The organism is Cellulomonas sp. P2_B4, from assembly GCF_056404795.1.
The window spans coordinates 446,040-462,381 of record NZ_JBFUDI010000002.1; the positions used below are offsets into that span (position 1 = coordinate 446,040).

The 16,342-nt window shown below is 71.1% G+C and carries 12 protein-coding genes; 8 read left to right on the top strand and 4 right to left on the bottom strand.

Features of this window, described 5'->3' with window-relative positions; translation table 11 throughout:
* The first annotated feature begins 96 nt into the window (after nucleotides 1-96).
* Nucleotides 97-603, top strand: coding sequence for a hypothetical protein (locus tag AC1DZC_RS04685; RefSeq protein ID WP_477042421.1), 507 nt, complete (start codon nucleotides 97-99; stop codon nucleotides 601-603).
* A 93-nt stretch (nucleotides 604-696) separates the two neighbouring features.
* Nucleotides 697-1,182, top strand: coding sequence for a pyridoxamine 5'-phosphate oxidase family protein (locus AC1DZC_RS04690; protein ID WP_477042422.1), 486 nt, complete (start codon nucleotides 697-699; stop codon nucleotides 1,180-1,182).
* Between the two features lie 3 nt (nucleotides 1,183-1,185).
* Here AC1DZC_RS04690 and glgA read toward each other — a convergent pair whose 3' ends face one another.
* On the bottom strand, nucleotides 1,186-2,412 hold the full coding sequence (gene glgA, locus AC1DZC_RS04695; RefSeq protein ID WP_477042423.1) for a glycogen synthase: 1,227 nt from the start codon (nucleotides 2,410-2,412) through the stop codon (nucleotides 1,186-1,188).
* A gap of 112 nt (nucleotides 2,413-2,524) precedes the next feature.
* Between glgA and glgC the strand changes: the two genes are divergently transcribed.
* Nucleotides 2,525-3,769: a glucose-1-phosphate adenylyltransferase gene (glgC, locus tag AC1DZC_RS04700; RefSeq protein WP_477039228.1), complete on the top strand. Its 1,245-nt coding sequence runs from the start codon at nucleotides 2,525-2,527 to the stop codon at nucleotides 3,767-3,769.
* 39 nt (nucleotides 3,770-3,808) lie between these two features.
* Nucleotides 3,809-4,465 (top strand): phosphoserine phosphatase SerB, encoded by a 657-nt coding sequence (serB, locus tag AC1DZC_RS04705; RefSeq protein WP_477042424.1) that lies wholly within the window; start codon nucleotides 3,809-3,811, stop codon nucleotides 4,463-4,465.
* A gap of 26 nt (nucleotides 4,466-4,491) precedes the next feature.
* Here the strand turns inward: serB and AC1DZC_RS04710 are convergent, their stop codons facing one another.
* The 3 genes from AC1DZC_RS04710 to fabG are packed head-to-tail and all read right to left on the bottom strand — an operon-like array spanning nucleotide 4,492 to nucleotide 6,602.
* Entirely contained in the window at nucleotides 4,492-5,013 is a 522-nt protein-coding gene (locus AC1DZC_RS04710; protein ID WP_477042425.1) for a SixA phosphatase family protein, read from the bottom strand.
* A gap of 46 nt (nucleotides 5,014-5,059) precedes the next feature.
* A complete protein-coding gene (gene fabI, locus AC1DZC_RS04715) occupies nucleotides 5,060-5,827 on the bottom strand; it encodes an enoyl-ACP reductase FabI (protein ID WP_477039231.1) in 768 nt (255 codons plus the stop codon).
* 40 nt (nucleotides 5,828-5,867) lie between these two features.
* Entirely contained in the window at nucleotides 5,868-6,602 is a 735-nt protein-coding gene (gene fabG / locus AC1DZC_RS04720) for a 3-oxoacyl-ACP reductase FabG (RefSeq protein WP_477039232.1), read from the bottom strand.
* A 164-nt stretch (nucleotides 6,603-6,766) separates the two neighbouring features.
* Here fabG and AC1DZC_RS04725 point away from each other — a divergent pair, with 164 nt between their 5' ends.
* The 4 genes from AC1DZC_RS04725 (at nucleotide 6,767) to AC1DZC_RS04740 (ending at nucleotide 16,295) form a co-directional block, all read left to right on the top strand.
* On the top strand, nucleotides 6,767-7,138 hold the full coding sequence (locus AC1DZC_RS04725; protein ID WP_477039233.1) for a DUF3099 domain-containing protein: 372 nt from the start codon (nucleotides 6,767-6,769) through the stop codon (nucleotides 7,136-7,138).
* A complete protein-coding gene (locus AC1DZC_RS04730) occupies nucleotides 7,135-7,377 on the top strand; it encodes a hypothetical protein (RefSeq protein ID WP_477039234.1) in 243 nt (80 codons plus the stop codon). Before AC1DZC_RS04725 ends, AC1DZC_RS04730 begins: the two co-directional genes overlap by 4 nt.
* On the top strand, nucleotides 7,374-8,363 hold the full coding sequence (locus tag AC1DZC_RS04735) for an SURF1 family cytochrome oxidase biogenesis protein (RefSeq protein ID WP_477042426.1): 990 nt from the start codon (nucleotides 7,374-7,376) through the stop codon (nucleotides 8,361-8,363). Before AC1DZC_RS04730 ends, AC1DZC_RS04735 begins: the two co-directional genes overlap by 4 nt.
* A 327-nt stretch (nucleotides 8,364-8,690) precedes the next feature.
* Nucleotides 8,691-16,295, top strand: a complete 7,605-nt coding sequence (locus tag AC1DZC_RS04740; protein ID WP_477042427.1) for a choice-of-anchor D domain-containing protein — start codon at nucleotides 8,691-8,693, stop codon at nucleotides 16,293-16,295.
* The last annotated feature ends 47 nt before the right edge of the window (nucleotides 16,296-16,342 follow it).

The window sequence follows — 16,342 nt, forward strand, 5'->3', positions numbered from 1 at the left end:
CGGTCGGGTGACTTCCTCCCGCGATGCCGTGCGGACGTCTACCGTGCGGACCTGTGGCCAGGCGAGGGCCGGCCCGACACCGCAGGGGGAATGCTCATGAGCTCGTTCGTCGTCGGTACCGACCACATCGACTACCTGGTGACGGCCGTCCGTCGCTACGCACCGAACTACCCGGGGGTCGCCCAGCGGGACTCCACCGAGATCGGTCGCACGATGCTCGAGGAGAACGTCCAGACCGTGGTCGGCCGCTACCTGGGCGATCCTGAGGAGTGGGACGAGCTCGACGCGGAGGAACGGTCCGAGCTGGAGGCCGAGGCCGCGGTCTACGCCGCTCGGCTGGCCGGCTACACCTTCCGCGAGGTCTCGCCGATGGACGCCCGGCAGGCGATCATGGTCGCCCGGTGCTGGCAGTACCAGCGCACGCGCGAGAGCTCCTACGACTTCCCCGGATCGTGGAGCCTCGCGGACGCGGTGGTCGCGGGTGCGCTCGCGACGGTTCCCCCGGACGACTTCACGAACCCGACCGGTCCGCGTACCGAGGAGAACCTCGCCGGCCTGCAGGACGTCCAGTGGAACTGGAGCCGGAGCCGCGTGACCGGGTGACGCGACCGGTGCACTCCGCGAGCCCGACTGCCCGACGGGTCGCGACGAGCGCTGCGGCGGCGGCGCTCGTAGCCTGACGTGCTGGAGGTAGTGATGCAGCAGAACGACATCGACCGAGAGCTCTCCGACGCTCAGGAGCTCGTCGACTCGACCTCGGAGGCCCACCTCGCCTACACGGCGCAGGACGGCACGCCCCGCGTGGTCCCGGTCGGCTTCTTCTGGACGGGCGAGGAGTTCGTCGTCTCCACCGCGTCGACGGCACCGAAGGTCGCCGCATTGTCGTCGCGACCCGAGGTCGCCCTGACGATCGACCGGGGCGACACGCCGTCGGGGGCGCGCGCGCTGTCCGTGCGCGGGACGGCGAGCATCCGGATCGTCGACGGGGTCGTCCCCGAGTACCTCGCCGCCAGCCGGAAGTCGATGGGCCCGGAGGCCGCGGCGCAGTTCGAGAAGAGCGTCCGCGGCATGTACGACCAGATGGCACGGATCGCGATCAGGCCCACCTGGGCGCGCTACTACGACTTCGGCGTCGGACGGATGCCGGCGTTCCTGCAGGAGCTGGCCGCGCGCGGGTCCTGAGCGTCAGGCCAGCGCTGCCCGGTAGACCTCGAGCGTGCGGTCGCCGACGGCCTCCCACGAGAAGTGGTCCTCGACGCGCTTGCGCGACGCGAGGCCCCACTGCGCCGTCCGCGCGGTGTCGCTCACGGCGTCGGTGAGCGCCGCACCCAGGTCCGCGACGAACGCGGCGGGATCCACGGGCGTCCCGGTGCCGTCCTGCAGCTGCTCGATCGGTACGAGCCGTCCGGTGACCCCGTCGTCGATGACCTCGGGGATGCCACCGGTGGCGGTGCCGACGACAGGCAGCCCGACAGCCATGGCCTCGAGGTTCACGATGCCCAGGGGTTCGTACACGGACGGGCACGCGAAGACCGTGCCGTGCGAGAGGACGGCGATCAGGTCCTCGCGCGGGAGCATCTGCTCGATCCACACCACGCCGGTGCGCTTCGTCCGCAGCACGTCGACCAGGCCGGTCACCTCGGCCAGGATCTCGGGCGTGTCCGGTGCACCGGCGCAGAGCACCACCTGCACGTCCGGGGGCAGCAGCTCGACCGCGCGCAGGAAGTACGGCAGGCCCTTCTGCCGCGTGATCCGGCCGACGAACACGACCGACGGCCGGGACGGGTCGATGCCGAGCGCACGGACGGTGGCGTCCGCGCGGGCCAGGGCCTCGTCGCCCGTCGGCCGCTGCCACTGGTCGAGGTCGATCCCGTTGTGCACGACCTTGACCAGGGAGGGGTCCACCGCCGGGTACGAGCGCAGGATGTCCTCGCGCATGCCGCCGCTGACGGCGATCACGGCCGCGGCGCCCTCGTACGCGGTCTTCTCGGCCCAGCTCGACAGCGCGTAGCCGCCGCCGAGCTGCTCCGCCTTCCACGGCCGCAGCGGTTCGAGGCTGTGCGCGGTGACGACGTGCGGGATCCCGTTCAGCAGCCCCGCCAGGTGGCCGCCCAGGTTCGCGTACCAGGTGTGCGAGTGCACGAGGTCGGAGGCGACCCCGTCGGCACCGACGTGCCCGACCGCGTCGGCGATCTCGAGGTCGACCCCGAACGTCTGGAGGGCCGCGTTCGCCGTGGCGAGGTCGGCGGGCACCGAGTAGCCCGACACGCCCGGCTCGTCGCGCGGACCGTCGAAGCAGTGCACCCGGACGTCGATCGAGCGGGCGAGCACGCGGGTGAGGCCCACGACGTGCACGCCGGCACCCCCGTAGACGTTCGGGGGGTACTCCCGGGTCAGCAGATCGACACGCACGCGAACCATCCCCTCGCCCACCGGCACCGACGACCGGCTCTTCTCGCGACACGCTAGCGCGTGAGCGGCGCCTGGCCTCGCTGGGACCGCGACGGGGGCCTAGGGTCGAGGCATGGCAGCGCCGCGCGTCCTCGCTATCGTCCTCGCAGGTGGGGAAGGCAAACGCCTGATGCCCCTCACGGCACACAGAGCGAAGCCGGCGGTGCCCTTCGGGGGGCTGTACCGGTTGGTCGACTTCGCCCTGTCGAACGTCATCAACTCCCGGTACCTGCACGTGATCGTGCTCACCCAGTACAAGTCCCATAGCCTCGACCGCCACGTCGCGCAGACGTGGCGGATGAGCTCGCTCCTGGGCAACTACGTGGCGGCGGTCCCGGCGCAGCAGCGCGTCGGGAAGCACTGGTACCTGGGCAGCGCCGACGCCATCTACCAGTGCCTGAACATCATCGACGACGAGCGGCCGGACATCGTCGTGGTCGTCGGCGCCGACCACGTCTACCGCATGGACTTCTCCCAGATGGTCGACGCCCACATCGCGTCGGGCGCCGAGTTCACGGTGGCCGCCATCCGGCAGTCGATCGACGAGTCCGACCAGTTCGGCGTCATCGAGGTCGACCCCAACGACCCGACCCGCATCGCCCGCTTCCGCGAGAAGCCCACCGACCCGGTCGGCCTGGCGGACTCCCCCGGCGAGATCCTCGCGTCGATGGGCAACTACGTCGCCAACGCCGACGCGCTCGTCGCCGCGGTGACCGCGGACGCCGAGGACGTGAACTCGCGGCACGACATGGGCGGCGACATCGCCCCCTGGTTCGTCGAGCGCGGCACGGCCGGCGTCTACGACTTCATCCGCAACGACGTGCCCGGCTCGACGCCGCGCGACCGCAACTACTGGCGCGACGTCGGGACGATCGACGCGTTCTACGAGGCGAACATCGACCTCATCTCGATCGAGCCGGTGTTCAACCTCTACAACAACGCCTGGCCCCTCTACAACGGCTACACGTCGCTGGCCCCCGCCAAGTTCGTGCACGCGGGCGCGGGGCGACTGGGCCACGCGGCCGACTCGATCGTCTCCCCGGGCGTGCTCATCTCCGGTGCCACCATCAGCGGCTCGATCCTGTCGCCGGGGATCCGTGCCCACTCGTGGGCACAGGTCACCGACTCGGTGCTGTTCGACGACGTCGAGGTGGGCCGGTACGCGCAGGTCCACCGCGCGATCGTCGACAAGAACGTCGTGATCCCCGAGCGGGTGCGCATCGGCCTCGACCACGAGCACGACCTGGCGCGCGGGTTCACCGTCACCGAGTCGGGCATCACCGTCGTGCCGAAGGGTGCGGTCATCGAGGCGGACTGACCGGACGGGCACGGGCCGGGACCGACTACCCTCGCGCCCGTGACCTCTCCCGACCTCACCCCCGGCCGCCGGCTGCTCGTCATGGACGTGGACTCCACGCTCATCACGGGCGAGGTGGTCGAGATGCTCGCGGCCCGCGCCGGCTCCGAGGAGATGGTCACCGAGATCACCGAGCGTGCGATGCGCGGCGAGCTCGACTTCGCGGCGTCCCTGCACGAGCGGGTCGCGACGCTCGCCGGTCTGCCTGTCTCGGTGTTCGACGACGTCCTGGACGAGGTCGAGCTGTCACCGGGTGCCGTCGAGCTGATCGCCGAGATGGCCGCGCGCGACTGGCCCGTCGGGCTGGTGTCGGGCGGCTTCATCGAGATCGTCGCCCCGCTCGCCGCGAGGCTGGGGATCACCCTGACCCACGCCAACCGCCTCGAGGTGCTCGACGGTCGCCTCACCGGGCGGGTCAGCGGTGACGTCGTCGACCGCGCGGCCAAGGCCGTGACCCTTCGCGACTACGCCGCCCGCGTCGGCCTGCCGATGACGCGCACGATCGCGATCGGCGACGGCGCGAACGACATCGACTTGGTGACCGCCGCCGGCTTCGGCATCGCGTACAACGCCAAGCCGCTGCTCTGCGACGCCGCGGACGCCGTCGTGCGCGACCGGCTCGACGCGGTCCTGGAGCTCCCGGTCTTCCGGACCTGACGCTCCGGCCGTCGGGCCGGGTTCGCCTACTCGGCGAGCGTCAGGCGCCGCAGGGTCGCTCCGCCGGTCTCGAGACCGGCCCAGCCGGTGTCCACCGTCAGCAGCGACCAGCTCGCGGTCGGCACGCCGACGCGCACGCGCGCCAGGGTCGTGGGGTCGGAGTGCGGACCCGCGAGGGCGGTCGCCAGGTGCGACATCGTCGGCTCGTGGCCGACGACCAGGAGCGTGCGCACCTCGTCGGGAACCCCCTGCACGATCTCCAGGACCTCGCTGACGCCCGCGTAGTAGATGCCCTCGTCGAACCGGACCTCCGGCGTCGCCCCCAGGGTCGACCGGGCCAGGTCCCAGGTCTGCCTCGTCCGCACGCTCGACGAGCAGAGCACGAGGTCCGGGACCATGCCGTCCGCAGCCAGCGCGGCGCCGACGCGACCGGCCTGGCGGCGCCCGACCAGCGAGAGGGGCCGCTGGATGTCCGCCATCCGCTCCGGATGCTCCGCCTTGGCATGGCGGAGCAAGACCAGGTTCCGGGTGGCGGGCTCGGGCGTCACCGGCTCAGCGTCCCATCATCGAACGCATCGGCGCACGCGTCGACGGTCACAGACCCATCGCGTGGACGCCGCCGTCGACGTGCACGATCTCGCCGGTGGTCGCCGGGAACCAGTCGGACAGGAGGGCGGCCACGGCGCGCGCGGTCGGCTCGGGGTCGCTGACGTCCCAGCCGAGCGGGGCACGGTCGGACCAGCCCTCCTCCATCGTGTTGAAGCCGGGGATCGACTTCGCGGCCGTGGTGCGGATCGGTCCGGCCGAGACGAGGTTGACGCGGATGCCCTCCGGACCGAGGTCGCGAGCCAGGTAGCGGGCCGTCGACTCGAACGCGGCCTTGGCGACGCCCATCCAGTCGTAGACCGGCCAGGCGTAACGCGCGTCGAACGTGAGCCCGACGACCGCGGAGCCGCGCGTCAGGAGCGGCTGCGTCGCCACGGCGAGCGACTTGAGCGAGTACGCGCTGACCTGCAGGGCCGTCGCGACGTCGTCCCACTCACCGGCCAGGAAGTTGCCGCCCATGACCGACTGCGGCGCGAAGCCGATGGAGTGCACGACACCGTCGAGGTGGTCGGCGTGCTCGCGGACGCGCGCCTCGAGCGCGGCGAGGTCCTCGGCGTTCGTCACGTCGAGCTGCAGCACCTCCGCGGGCTTGGGCAGGCGGCGGGAGATCACCTGCGTGAGGCGGAACTGGCGGCCGAACGAGGTCAGCAGCACCTCCGCTCCCTGCTCCTGCGCGAGGCGCGCCACGTGGAAGGCGATCGAGCCGTCCGTGAGGACGCCGGTGACCAGGAGTGTCTTGCCGTCGAGCAGACCCATGTGCGTTCCGTTCTCTAGTTCCGTACGAGCTCGTGAGTGGTCAGTGGCCCATGCCGAGGCCGCCGTCGACCGGGACGACCGCGCCCGAGATGTACGCGGCGGCGTCCGAGGCGAGGAACTCCACGACGCCGGCGACCTCGTCGGCCTGGGCGAACCGGCCCAGCGGGATGGAGTCGCGGTAGGCCTTCTGGCGCTCCTCGGGCAGCGCGCGCGTCATGTCCGTGTCGATGAAGCCCGGGGCGACGACGTTCGCGGTGATCGCGCGCCCGCCGAGCTCGCGCGTGATGGAGCGTGCCATGCCGACCAGGGCCGACTTCGACGCCGCGTAGTTGACCTGGCCCGCCGAGCCGTAGAGGCCGACGACCGAGGAGATGAAGATGATGCGTCCGCGACGCAGCCGGATCATGCCCTTGCTCGCGCGGCGCGCGCAGCGGAACGAGCCGGTGAGGTTGACGTCGATGACCGCGTCGAACTCCTCGTCGGTCATCCGCATGAGCAGCTGGTCGCGGGTCACGCCGGCGTTCGCGACGAGCACCTCGACGGGACCGTGCGCGGCCTCGATCTCGGCGAACGCGGCATCGACGCTGGCCGTGTCCCGCACGTCGCCGACGACGCCGAGCACGCCCTCGGGCAGGTCACCGGACCGGTAGATGGTGGCGACCTTGTCGCCGTTCGCCACGAACCGCTCGGCGATGGCGCGGCCGATCCCCCGGTTCGCACCCGTCACGAGGACGCTGCGGGCGGATGTGGTCGTGTTGTCGGAAGTCTCAGGCACGGGACACGACGCTATCCGACGTCCGCCCCACGTCACGGCACCGCCCGCCCCCATGTTCGTCGGGCGGTGTTGTGGGACCTGCACAAGACGGGAGCCTGAGAAAGCCTCAGGCGGGCGCGGCGCCCGGGCGAGGCACCCTGGCAGGACCGGACTACGATCAGGTGGTGAGCAGCAACCGTCGTGGCCGCGACGCCCCCGAGGGCGAGGTGCACCGGATCACCACCGCCCCGGAGCCGCTGGCTGCGGACATGTCGCGGCGCCAGAGCCGCTACCTGATCCAGATGACCATCCGCGTGTTCGCGTTCCTGCTCGCCGTGCTCACCTGGAACCACATCCCGATGTGGGCCTCGCTCATCCTCATCGTCCTGGCGGTCGTGCTGCCCTACATCGCCGTCCTGTTCGCCAACGCGGGACGCGAGCGCGACGACGACGGCGCGGCCTACCTGGGCCCGCGCGAGATCGGCGGCGGCCCGGGCAGCGCGGGTGGGCTGGGGCCGGCGCCGACCAACGGCCGAGGTCCGGAGACGGACGCGTGAGCCTGCTGGGACCCGTCCCGGACGCGGTCGACGAGCTGATCTGCAGCGCCCGCGGCTGCCGTGCGACGGCGACGTGGGGACTGCTCTGGAACAACCCGAAGCTGCACACCCCGGAGCGCCGCAAGGTGTGGCTCGCGTGCGACGACCACCGCGAGCCGCTGTCGCAGTTCCTCGGGGTCCGTGACTTCCTGCGCGACGTCGTGCCCGCGTCGACGCTCGAACGGGTCGACGCGACATGAGCCCCGCGGCCCGCCGCGCCGCCGGGCTCGTGGTCGTCGCTCTGGTGGTCGCCGTCGCCTGCACGTTCCTCGGCCGCTGGCAGTGGAACCGGCACGTGTGGCGCGACCACGCGATCGCGGTCGTCGAGGCCAACGAGAAGGCCGACCCGGTCCCGCTCGACGAGGTCCTGCCGACCACCGACACCCCCCTGGCGCCGCAGGACGTGTGGCGCCAGGTCGAGGTGGTCGGGCACTACGAGCCGGACGCGACCGTCCTGCTGCGCAACCGTCCCGTGGGCGGCAACGCCGTCTACCACGTGCTCGTCCCGTTCGTCGTCGAGGACGCGTCCGTCGGCACCGCCTCGGAGCCCACCCAGGCCGGCTCCGTGCTCGTCGTGGACCGCGGCTGGGTGGCCACCGGCGAGACGTCCGCCGCCGAGGTGGACCCGCCCGCACCGCCGGCCGGCACGGTGACCGTGACCGTCAAGCTGCGCGAGAGCGAGCCGGCGTCGACCCGCTCGGCGCCGGCGGGCCAGGTCCAGGCGATCGCGGTGGGCCAGGTCCTCGCCGAGAGCGACCTGGCCGGTGCGCCGACGTTCGAGGCATACGGCGGCCTCACGGCGGAGTCCCCCGCCCCCGCGACCGTCCTCGGTCCGCTGCCCGCCCCGAGCAAGGACCCGGGGTCGCACCTGTCGTACGCGTTCCAGTGGTGGCTCTTCGCCATCGGCGGCCTGGTGGCGTTCCTGTCCATGGCGCGCCGGGAGCTGCTCGAGGCGCGGTACGAGGACGCCCCGCCGCTGGAGGAGGAGCCGCCGGCACCGCAGGGCGACGGTCCGGTGCTCTGGCCGACCCGCGACGACCCGCGGCCCGCACGGCGGCGCCCCGCACCGCGGCGCTCCGCGCTCGACCCCGACGTGCCGCACCGCCGAGGCGGTCGCGACGAGGACGCCGAGGACGCGTTGATCGACGCGCAGCTCGCCGCGTCCGACCAGCGCTCCACCGACTGACCCCGCTCGCCACGGTCACGCTCCCACGGCACCGTCGAACGCAAGAAGTGCCAATTTTCCGGCCTGTCGCGACGAAACTTGCAGTCGATTATCGTCCTCTTGCACCGATGTGTCCGGATCGCTACGGTCTACCGAATCGGTCATACAGCCGATGACTCACAGCACGGACCAAGCGCTCTCCACGGACGCGTGGAGTCTGCGAGGCAGCGTCGCCTCCGCCCCGACCCGAGCCCTCACTCGGTGACCTCACCCCCGCGCCAACGACGGCCGAGGGTCGACCGGCGGTGTTCAGACCCGCGTTTCCCACCCTGTCGAGAGTGAGCTCCCATGTTCGCCATGCGAACCCATCGAGGACGACGCCATGTCGCGGTCCTCGCGGCCGGTGCGACAGTCGTCGCAGCCGGCCTCGTCGCCGTCACCGGGACGGCCGCGTCCGCGGCTGCCACCGGCGGCGTCGGCGCGACCCTGCCGTACGTCGAGGTGCAGGCGGAGAACGCCAGCACGAACGGGACGATCATCGGCCCGTCGGCGGAGTACAACACGCTGCCCGGCGAGGCCTCCTACCGCAAGGCCGTCACGCTGAGCGGGCAGGGCAAGTACGTCGAGTTCACGACGCCGACGGCGACCAACTCGATCGTCTTCCGCTACAGCATCCCGGACTCCTCGAACGGCGCCGCGTACACCGCGCCGATCTCGCTCTACGTCAACGGGGCCAAGCAGGCGAACTTCACGCTCACCAACGCCTACAGCCACTTCTACTCGAGCTACCCGTTCTCCAACCAGCCGAGCAACAACCACCACCACTTCTACGACGAGGTGAACCGGCTGTTCGGCCAGACGTACCCGGCCGGCACCACGTTCCGGCTGCAGGTCGACGCCGACTCCTCGGCCTCGTCGTACACGATCGACTTCGCCGACTTCGAGAACGTGGCCGCGCCCCTGACGCAGCCCGCCGGGTCGGTCTCGATCACGACCTTCGGCGCGGACCCGACCGGGGTCGCCGACTCCACGAACGCGATGAAGCAGGCCATCACGGCGGCCGGCGGGGGCGGGACGGTCTGGATCCCCGCGGGCACCTTCAAGATCATCGACCACATCATCGTGAACAACGTCACGATCAAGGGCGCCGGCATGTGGCACTCGAGGACCACGGGCGACCGGATCGGGTTCTACGGCAACTACGCGCCGAACCCGAGCACGAACGTCCACCTCGCCGACTTCTCGATCTTCGGGAACGTGCAGGAGCGCAACGACGCCGACCAGGTCAACGGCATCGGCGGCGCGATGACCAACTCGACGGTCGACCGCGTGTGGATCGAGCACACCAAGGTCGGCGCGTGGATGGACGGACCGTTCGACAACCTCGTGATGAGCGGGCTGCGGCTGCGCAACTTCAACGCGGACGGCGTGAACTTCCACAACGGCGTGACGAACTCCCGGGTCACCAACAGCGACGTCCGCAACGCGGGCGACGACGGCCTGGCCACGTGGGCCGAGCAGAACGCCGACGTGAACAACTCGTTCGACCACAACACGGTCCAGTACCCGATCCTGGCCAACGGCATCGCGATCTACGGCGGCCACGACAACGTCGTCTCCGACAACCGCGTGATCGACGCGGGCCTGTCCCAGGGCGGCGGCATCCACGTCGGTCAGCGGTTCGCGTCGACCACGCTCGGCCGCACGGACGTCCTGCGCAACACGATCATCCGCTCGGGCAACGTCGACCCGAACTGGCAGTTCGGCGTCGGCGCCCTGTGGTTCGACGCGCGCGACGGCACCATGTCGGGCCTGACCAACGTCGACAACCTGCTGATCCAGCAGAGCCCGTACGAGGCGATCCAGTTCGTCTCGGGCTCCAACATCAGCAACGTCAAGATCAACAACGCGACCATCCAGAACACCGGCACGTTCGTCGTGCAGGAGCAGGTGGCGGGCGCCGCGACGATCACCAACAGCACCGCGACCGGCACGCAGGGCCCGTCGTCGATCTACGCCTGCAGCAACCAGTTCACGCTCACCGACGGTGGCGGGAACTCCGGCATCTTCGGAACGCCCTACTGCGGCCCGTGGCCCACCCCGACGCTCCCGCCCTACCTCCCGGACAACATCTCCGGGATCAGCGTGAGCCCGGCGGCCGTGAGCTTCGGGTCGGTCGCCACCGGGGCGACGAGCGCGGCCCAGGCCGTCTCCGTCACCAACACCGGCACCTCGTCGGCGACCGTGGGCACGATCGCGGTCACCGGTGACTTCAACCAGACGAACACCTGCGGCGCCTCCCTGGCCGCCGGTGCGTCGTGCACGGTCTCGGTGAAGTTCTCGCCGACCGTCGCGGGCACCCGCTCGGGAAACCTGTCCGTGACCGCGGCCGGCAGCACCACGGCCGTCCCGCTGTCCGGCACCGGCGTCGCACCGGGTCCGATCCTGTCCGCCAACCCGGCCTCGCTGACGTTCGGCAGCACGGTCGTCGGCGCGACGAGCGCGACCCAGGTCGTGACGGTCGCGAACTCGGGCACCACCGCGGCGAACGTCTCGGGCGTGGCCGTGACCGGCGACTACACGCAGACGAACACCTGCGCGTCCGTGGCCGTCGGCGGCTCGTGCACGGTGACGGTGGCGTTCAAGCCGACCGCCTCGGGCACCCGCACCGGCACGCTGACCGTGACGTCCAACGCCAACAACAGCCCGACCACGGTCGCGCTGTCGGGTGCGGCGGTCGGCACGGACACCAACATCGCGCAGGGCAAGACCGCGAGCGCGAGCAGCGAGACCAACAGCACGCAGTCGGCGGCCAAGGCTGTCGACGGAGACGCGAGCACCTACTGGGAGAGCGTCAACGGCGCGTTCCCGCAGTGGCTCCAGGTCGACCTCGGCGCTGCGACGAGCATCGGCAAGGTCACGCTCAAGCTCCCGCCGGCAGCGGCGTGGGCGACGCGGACGCAGACGCTCTCGGTGCAGACCAGCACCAACGGCACCTCGTTCAGCACGGTCGCGTCCGGGACCTACACGTTCAACCCGGCCGATGCGACGCCGAACACGGCGGCAATCACGATCCCGGCGACGAGCACCCGGTACGTGCGCGTGAACATCACGGCCAACTCGGGCTGGCCTGCGGGTCAGGTCTCCGAGCTGCAGGTGTTCCCGAGCGGGACGGTCACCCCGGCCGCCGTGCTCGCGACCAACCCCGGCTCGCTCTCGTTCGCCGGCCAGACGGTCGGCACGACGAGCGCGGTCCAGACCGTGACGGTCAGCAACACGGGAACCGCCGCAGCGGCGATCTCCGGCGTCACGGCGGGCGGCGACTTCTCGCAGACGAACACCTGCGGGACCTCGCTCGCGGCCGGGGCCTCGTGTTCCGTCTCGGTGCGGTTCGCACCGACCGCGACGGGCAACCGCACGGGCACGCTCACGGTCACCAGCAACGCGACCAACAGCCCGACCACGGTCGCGCTCAGCGGCACCGGCACCTCCGTCGCGACGGCGTCGCTCTCGGCGAGCCCGTCGTCGGTGACGTTCGGCTCGACCACGGTCGGCGCAGCCAGCGCCGCCCAGAACGTGACGATCACGAACACGGGCGGGGCCGCGGCTGCGATCTCGGGCGTCTCGGCGACCGGCGACTTCTCGCAGACGAACACCTGCGGGAGCTCGATCGCCGCGGGCGCGACCTGCACGGTCGCCGTCACGTTCCAGCCGACGGCCACCGGTGCGCGCACCGGCTCGGTCACGGTGAACAGCAACGCCACCAACAGCCCGACGACCGTGGCCCTCACCGGCACGGGCGCGGGGACGGCGACCGGCAACCTGGCGCTGAACAAGCCGACCAGCGAGTCGTCGCACAACGACGTCTACCCGTCGGGCAACGTCACGGACGGCAACGCGAGCACCTACTGGGAGAGCGCCAACAACGCGTTCCCGCAGTGGGTGCAGGTGGACCTCGGATCGGCGCAGTCGATCAGCAAGGTCACCCTGAAGATCCCGCCGACCTGGGGCGCCCGCAACGAGACGGTGTCCATCCAGGGCAGCACGAACGGCTCGACCTGGACGACCCTGTCGCCGTCCGCGGTCGCGCAGTTCCTGCCGGGCAGCGGCAACTCCGCCGACGTGACCTTCGCGGCCACGTCCCAGCGGTACGTGCGGGTCAACGTGACCGCCAACTCGAGCTGGCCGGCCGGCCAGCTCTCCGAGGTCGAGGTCTACGGTCCCGGCGGCACGGGGACGGCCACGCTGGCCGCCTCCCCCACCAGCCTGGCCTTCGGCAGCACGACGGTCGGCGCGACGAGCGCCGCCCAGACGGTGACGATCACCAACACGGGCGGTGCCTCGGCCAACGTCTCGGGCGTCACGCTCAACGGCGACTTCGCCCGGACGACCACCTGCGGGGCCACCCTGGCCGCCGGTGCGTCGTGCACGGCGAGCGTGTCGTTCAGCCCGACGGCGACCGGTTCACGTACCGGCACGCTGACCGTCGCCAGCAACGCGAGCAACCCGTCCGTGACGGTGGCGCTCACCGGCACGGGCACGGCGCCCACCTCGGCGACCCTGGCCGCCAACCCGACGAGCCTGACGTTCGCCGGCACCACGGCCGGGTCGTCGTCGGCCACGCAGACCGTGACCGTCGCGAACACCGGCACGGCCGCGGCCTCCCTGAGCGGGGTCTCGGTCAGCGGCGACTACACGAACACGACCACCTGCGGCGCGACGCTGGCCGCCGGTGCCTCGTGCACCGTCACCGTGACGTTCCGACCGACCGCGACGGGCACCCGCACGGGCACCCTGACGGTCGCGAGCAACGCCACCAACCCGACGCTGGCCGTCGCGCTCTCCGGGACGGGCAACCCCGCCTCGACGGCGACGATCACCGCCAACCCGACGAGCCTGGCCTACGGCGCCACCGCCGTGGGCTCGTCCAGCGCCACCCAGAGCGTGACGTTCACCAACACCGGCGGCGCCTCGGCGACGATCACCGGGGTGACCGCGAGCGGTGACTTCAGCCGGACCACCACCTGCGGCACCACGCTCGGCGCGGGCAGCACGTGCACGGCGACGGTCACCTTCACGCCGACGGCGGCGGGCACCCGGACGGGCAGCCTGACGTTCTCCAGCACCGCGACGAACAGCACGCTCACCGTGCCGCTGTCCGGCACGGGCGGCACCAGCACCGCGACGGACCAGGCGGCCGGCAAGACGATGACCTCGTCGTCCGACACGTTCACGTTCGTCGCGGCGAACGCGAACGACGGCAACCTCGCCACCTACTGGGAGGGTGCGGTCCCGTCCTGGCTGAACGTGGCCATGCGGGCGAACGTCAACGTCTCGTCGGTCGTCGTCAGGCTCAACCCCGACCCGGCCTGGGGCACGCGCACCCAGACCTTCTCCATCGAGGGCCGGGACCAGGCGGGCGGCGCCTACACGACCATCAAGGCGTCGGCGACGTACACCTTCACGCAGGGCAACAACGTCGTCACGATCCCGGTGAGCGCCACGGCGGCGGACGTCCGCCTGTCGTTCACCAACAACTCCGGCGCGTCCGGCGGCCAGGTGGCCGAGCTCCAGGTGCTGGGCGTCCCCGCCCCGAACCCGGACCTCGCTGTCAGCAACGTCGCCTCCAGCCCGGCGAGCCCGATCGAGACCGACTCGGTCACGCTCAGCGCGAAGGTCACCAACATCGGCACGGCGACGGCCGCGGCGAGCACGGTGAGCTTCTACCTCGGCACGACGAAGGTGGGCACGGCGAACGTCGCCTCGCTCGCCGCCGGCGCCTCGGCGACGGTCTCGTTCAACGCCGGCCCGCAGACGGCCGGGACCTACGCCACGTCGGCGGTGGTCGACGAAGCTAACGCGATCGTCGAGCAGAGCGAGGCGAACAACAGCGCGAGCGGCCCGGCACTGACCGTGGCGGCCGTGCAGAGCGCCGACCTCGTCGCGACGACCGCGTGGTCGCCCGGCTCGCCCTCGGGCGGGCAGACCGTCACCTTCACGACGACGGTCAAGAACCAGGGCAACCAGCCGTCGAGCGCCGCGGCGCACGGCGTGACGGTGACGATCAAGGACCAGACGGGTGCCGTCGTCAAGACGCTCACCCCGACGGCTCCCTCGGGCGTCATCGCGGCCGGGGCGAGCGTCAACGTCACGGCCGGCACCTGGACCGCGGTCAACGGCAAGTACACGGTGACCACCACGGTCGCCGCGGACTCTGCCGAGCTCGCGGTCAAGCAGGCCAACAACACCGCGGTCCAGCAGCTCTCGGCCGGCCGTGGCGCATCGATGCCGTACGACTCCTACGAGGCGGAGGACGGCACGCTCGCGGGCGGGGCGACCACGGTCGGACCCAACCGCACGATCGGCGACCTCGCGGGCGAGGCGTCCGGCCGCAAGGCCGTCCGCCTGAACGGCACCGGCAAGGCGGTGTCCTGGACCACGCGAGCGGCGACCAACACGATCGACGTGCGCTTCTCGATCCCGGACGGCACCACGACGACGCTCGGGGTGTTCAACGGCTCGACCCAGGTGGGCACGGTCAACCTGGTGTCCAAGTACGCGTGGCTGTACGGGGCCGAGGCCTCGCCGCAGAACTCGGGCACCGGCCCGCGGCACATCTACGACGAGGCGAACGTGGTCCTGTCCACGACCGTCCCGGCGGGTGCCTCGCTCTCGGTGCGCAACACCACCGGCGCGGACATCACGGTCGACTTCATCCAGCTCGAGCTGGCGACGCCGATCGCGAACCCTGACCCGACGCACCTCGTGACGGTCAGCGGCCTCGACCAGTCGGCGATCCAGGCGGCCCTCAACACGGCCAACCAGAGCGCCACGGCCACCGGCATCTACATGCCGGCGGGCGACTACCAGGTGTCGCAGAAGTTCCAGATCGGCCAGAAGCCGCTGCAGGTCGTCGGTGCCGGGCCGTGGTTCACGCGGCTCTACGCGCCGCAGGGCCAGGAGAACACCGACGTCGGCTTCACGCCCAACGGGGCCGGTGCCACGGGTTCGCAGTTCCGGAACTTCGCGGTCTTCGGCAACACCACCAGCCGGACCGACGGGTCCGGTCAGGTGTTCGGGCTGACGAACGTCACCAACATCACGATCGACAACGTGTGGGTCGCCCACACGGTCGTGATGGTCTGGGGTCAGAACGTGGACAGCTCGACGTTCACGAACAACCGGATCGACGACACGTTCGCCGACGGCATCACGCTGGCGAACGACAGCTCGGGCAACGTGCTGCGCAACATCGCGGCACACGCCACGGGTGACGACAGCTTCGCGCTGTTCAACGCCCAGGACGTGCACGCCGGGACGGTCTCGAACAACCTGTACGAGAACCTCACGGCGATCCTCACGTGGCGTGCCGCAGGCTTCGCGATCTACGGCGGCACGGCGAACACGTTCCGCAACCTGTACGCCGCGGACATGCTCACCTACCCGGGCGTGACGATCTCGTCGATCAACTTCGGCATCCCGTTCGTGGGCTTCAGCGGGACGACGACGTTCGACAACATCTCGATCGTCCGGTCGGGTGGTCACTTCTGGGGCCAGCAGGTCTTCCCGGCCCTCTGGCTCAACTCCGGTGACGGTGCGTTCACGGGCATCCGCGTCAGCAACGTCGACATCGTCGATCCCACCTACGACGGGATCATGTTCCAGACGAAGTACGTCGGGTCGAGCGCGACCAACCCGGTCGCCGACACCGTGCTGACCAACATCACCGTCGACCGGGCGAACGAGCCCCGGCCGGACGGCAGCAACGTCGACGCGACCGCGTCGTCGTTCAACCTCACGGGCCGCGCCGGGAACGCGGTCTGGTGCAACGCCCTCCCGGAGCCCGGTCAGGGCCCCGCGATCGGCGCGGCGACGTTCACCAACCTGGTGATGACGAACAACTCGCACGACGTCGTCAACACCTGCCCGAACTTCACCATCACGAGGAACTAGCGCCGGACGCGAACGGCCGGTGCCCCGTCGCGGGGCACCGGCCGTTC

Bases quoted from the DNA above. Each gene is read 5' to 3' on its own strand.
- AC1DZC_RS04735 (WP_477042426.1), top strand. From the start codon at position 7,374: ATGAGCCCCGCGGCCCGCCGCGCCGCCGGGCTCGTGGTCGTCGCTCTG.
- AC1DZC_RS04740 (WP_477042427.1), top strand. From the start codon at position 8,691: ATGTTCGCCATGCGAACCCATCGAGGACGACGCCATGTCGCGGTCCTC.
- fabI (WP_477039231.1), bottom strand. From the start codon at position 5,827: ATGGGTCTGCTCGACGGCAAGACACTCCTGGTCACCGGCGTCCTCACG.
- AC1DZC_RS04690 (WP_477042422.1), top strand. From the start codon at position 697: ATGCAGCAGAACGACATCGACCGAGAGCTCTCCGACGCTCAGGAGCTC.
- glgC (WP_477039228.1), top strand. From the start codon at position 2,525: ATGGCAGCGCCGCGCGTCCTCGCTATCGTCCTCGCAGGTGGGGAAGGC.
- AC1DZC_RS04685 (WP_477042421.1), top strand. From the start codon at position 97: ATGAGCTCGTTCGTCGTCGGTACCGACCACATCGACTACCTGGTGACG.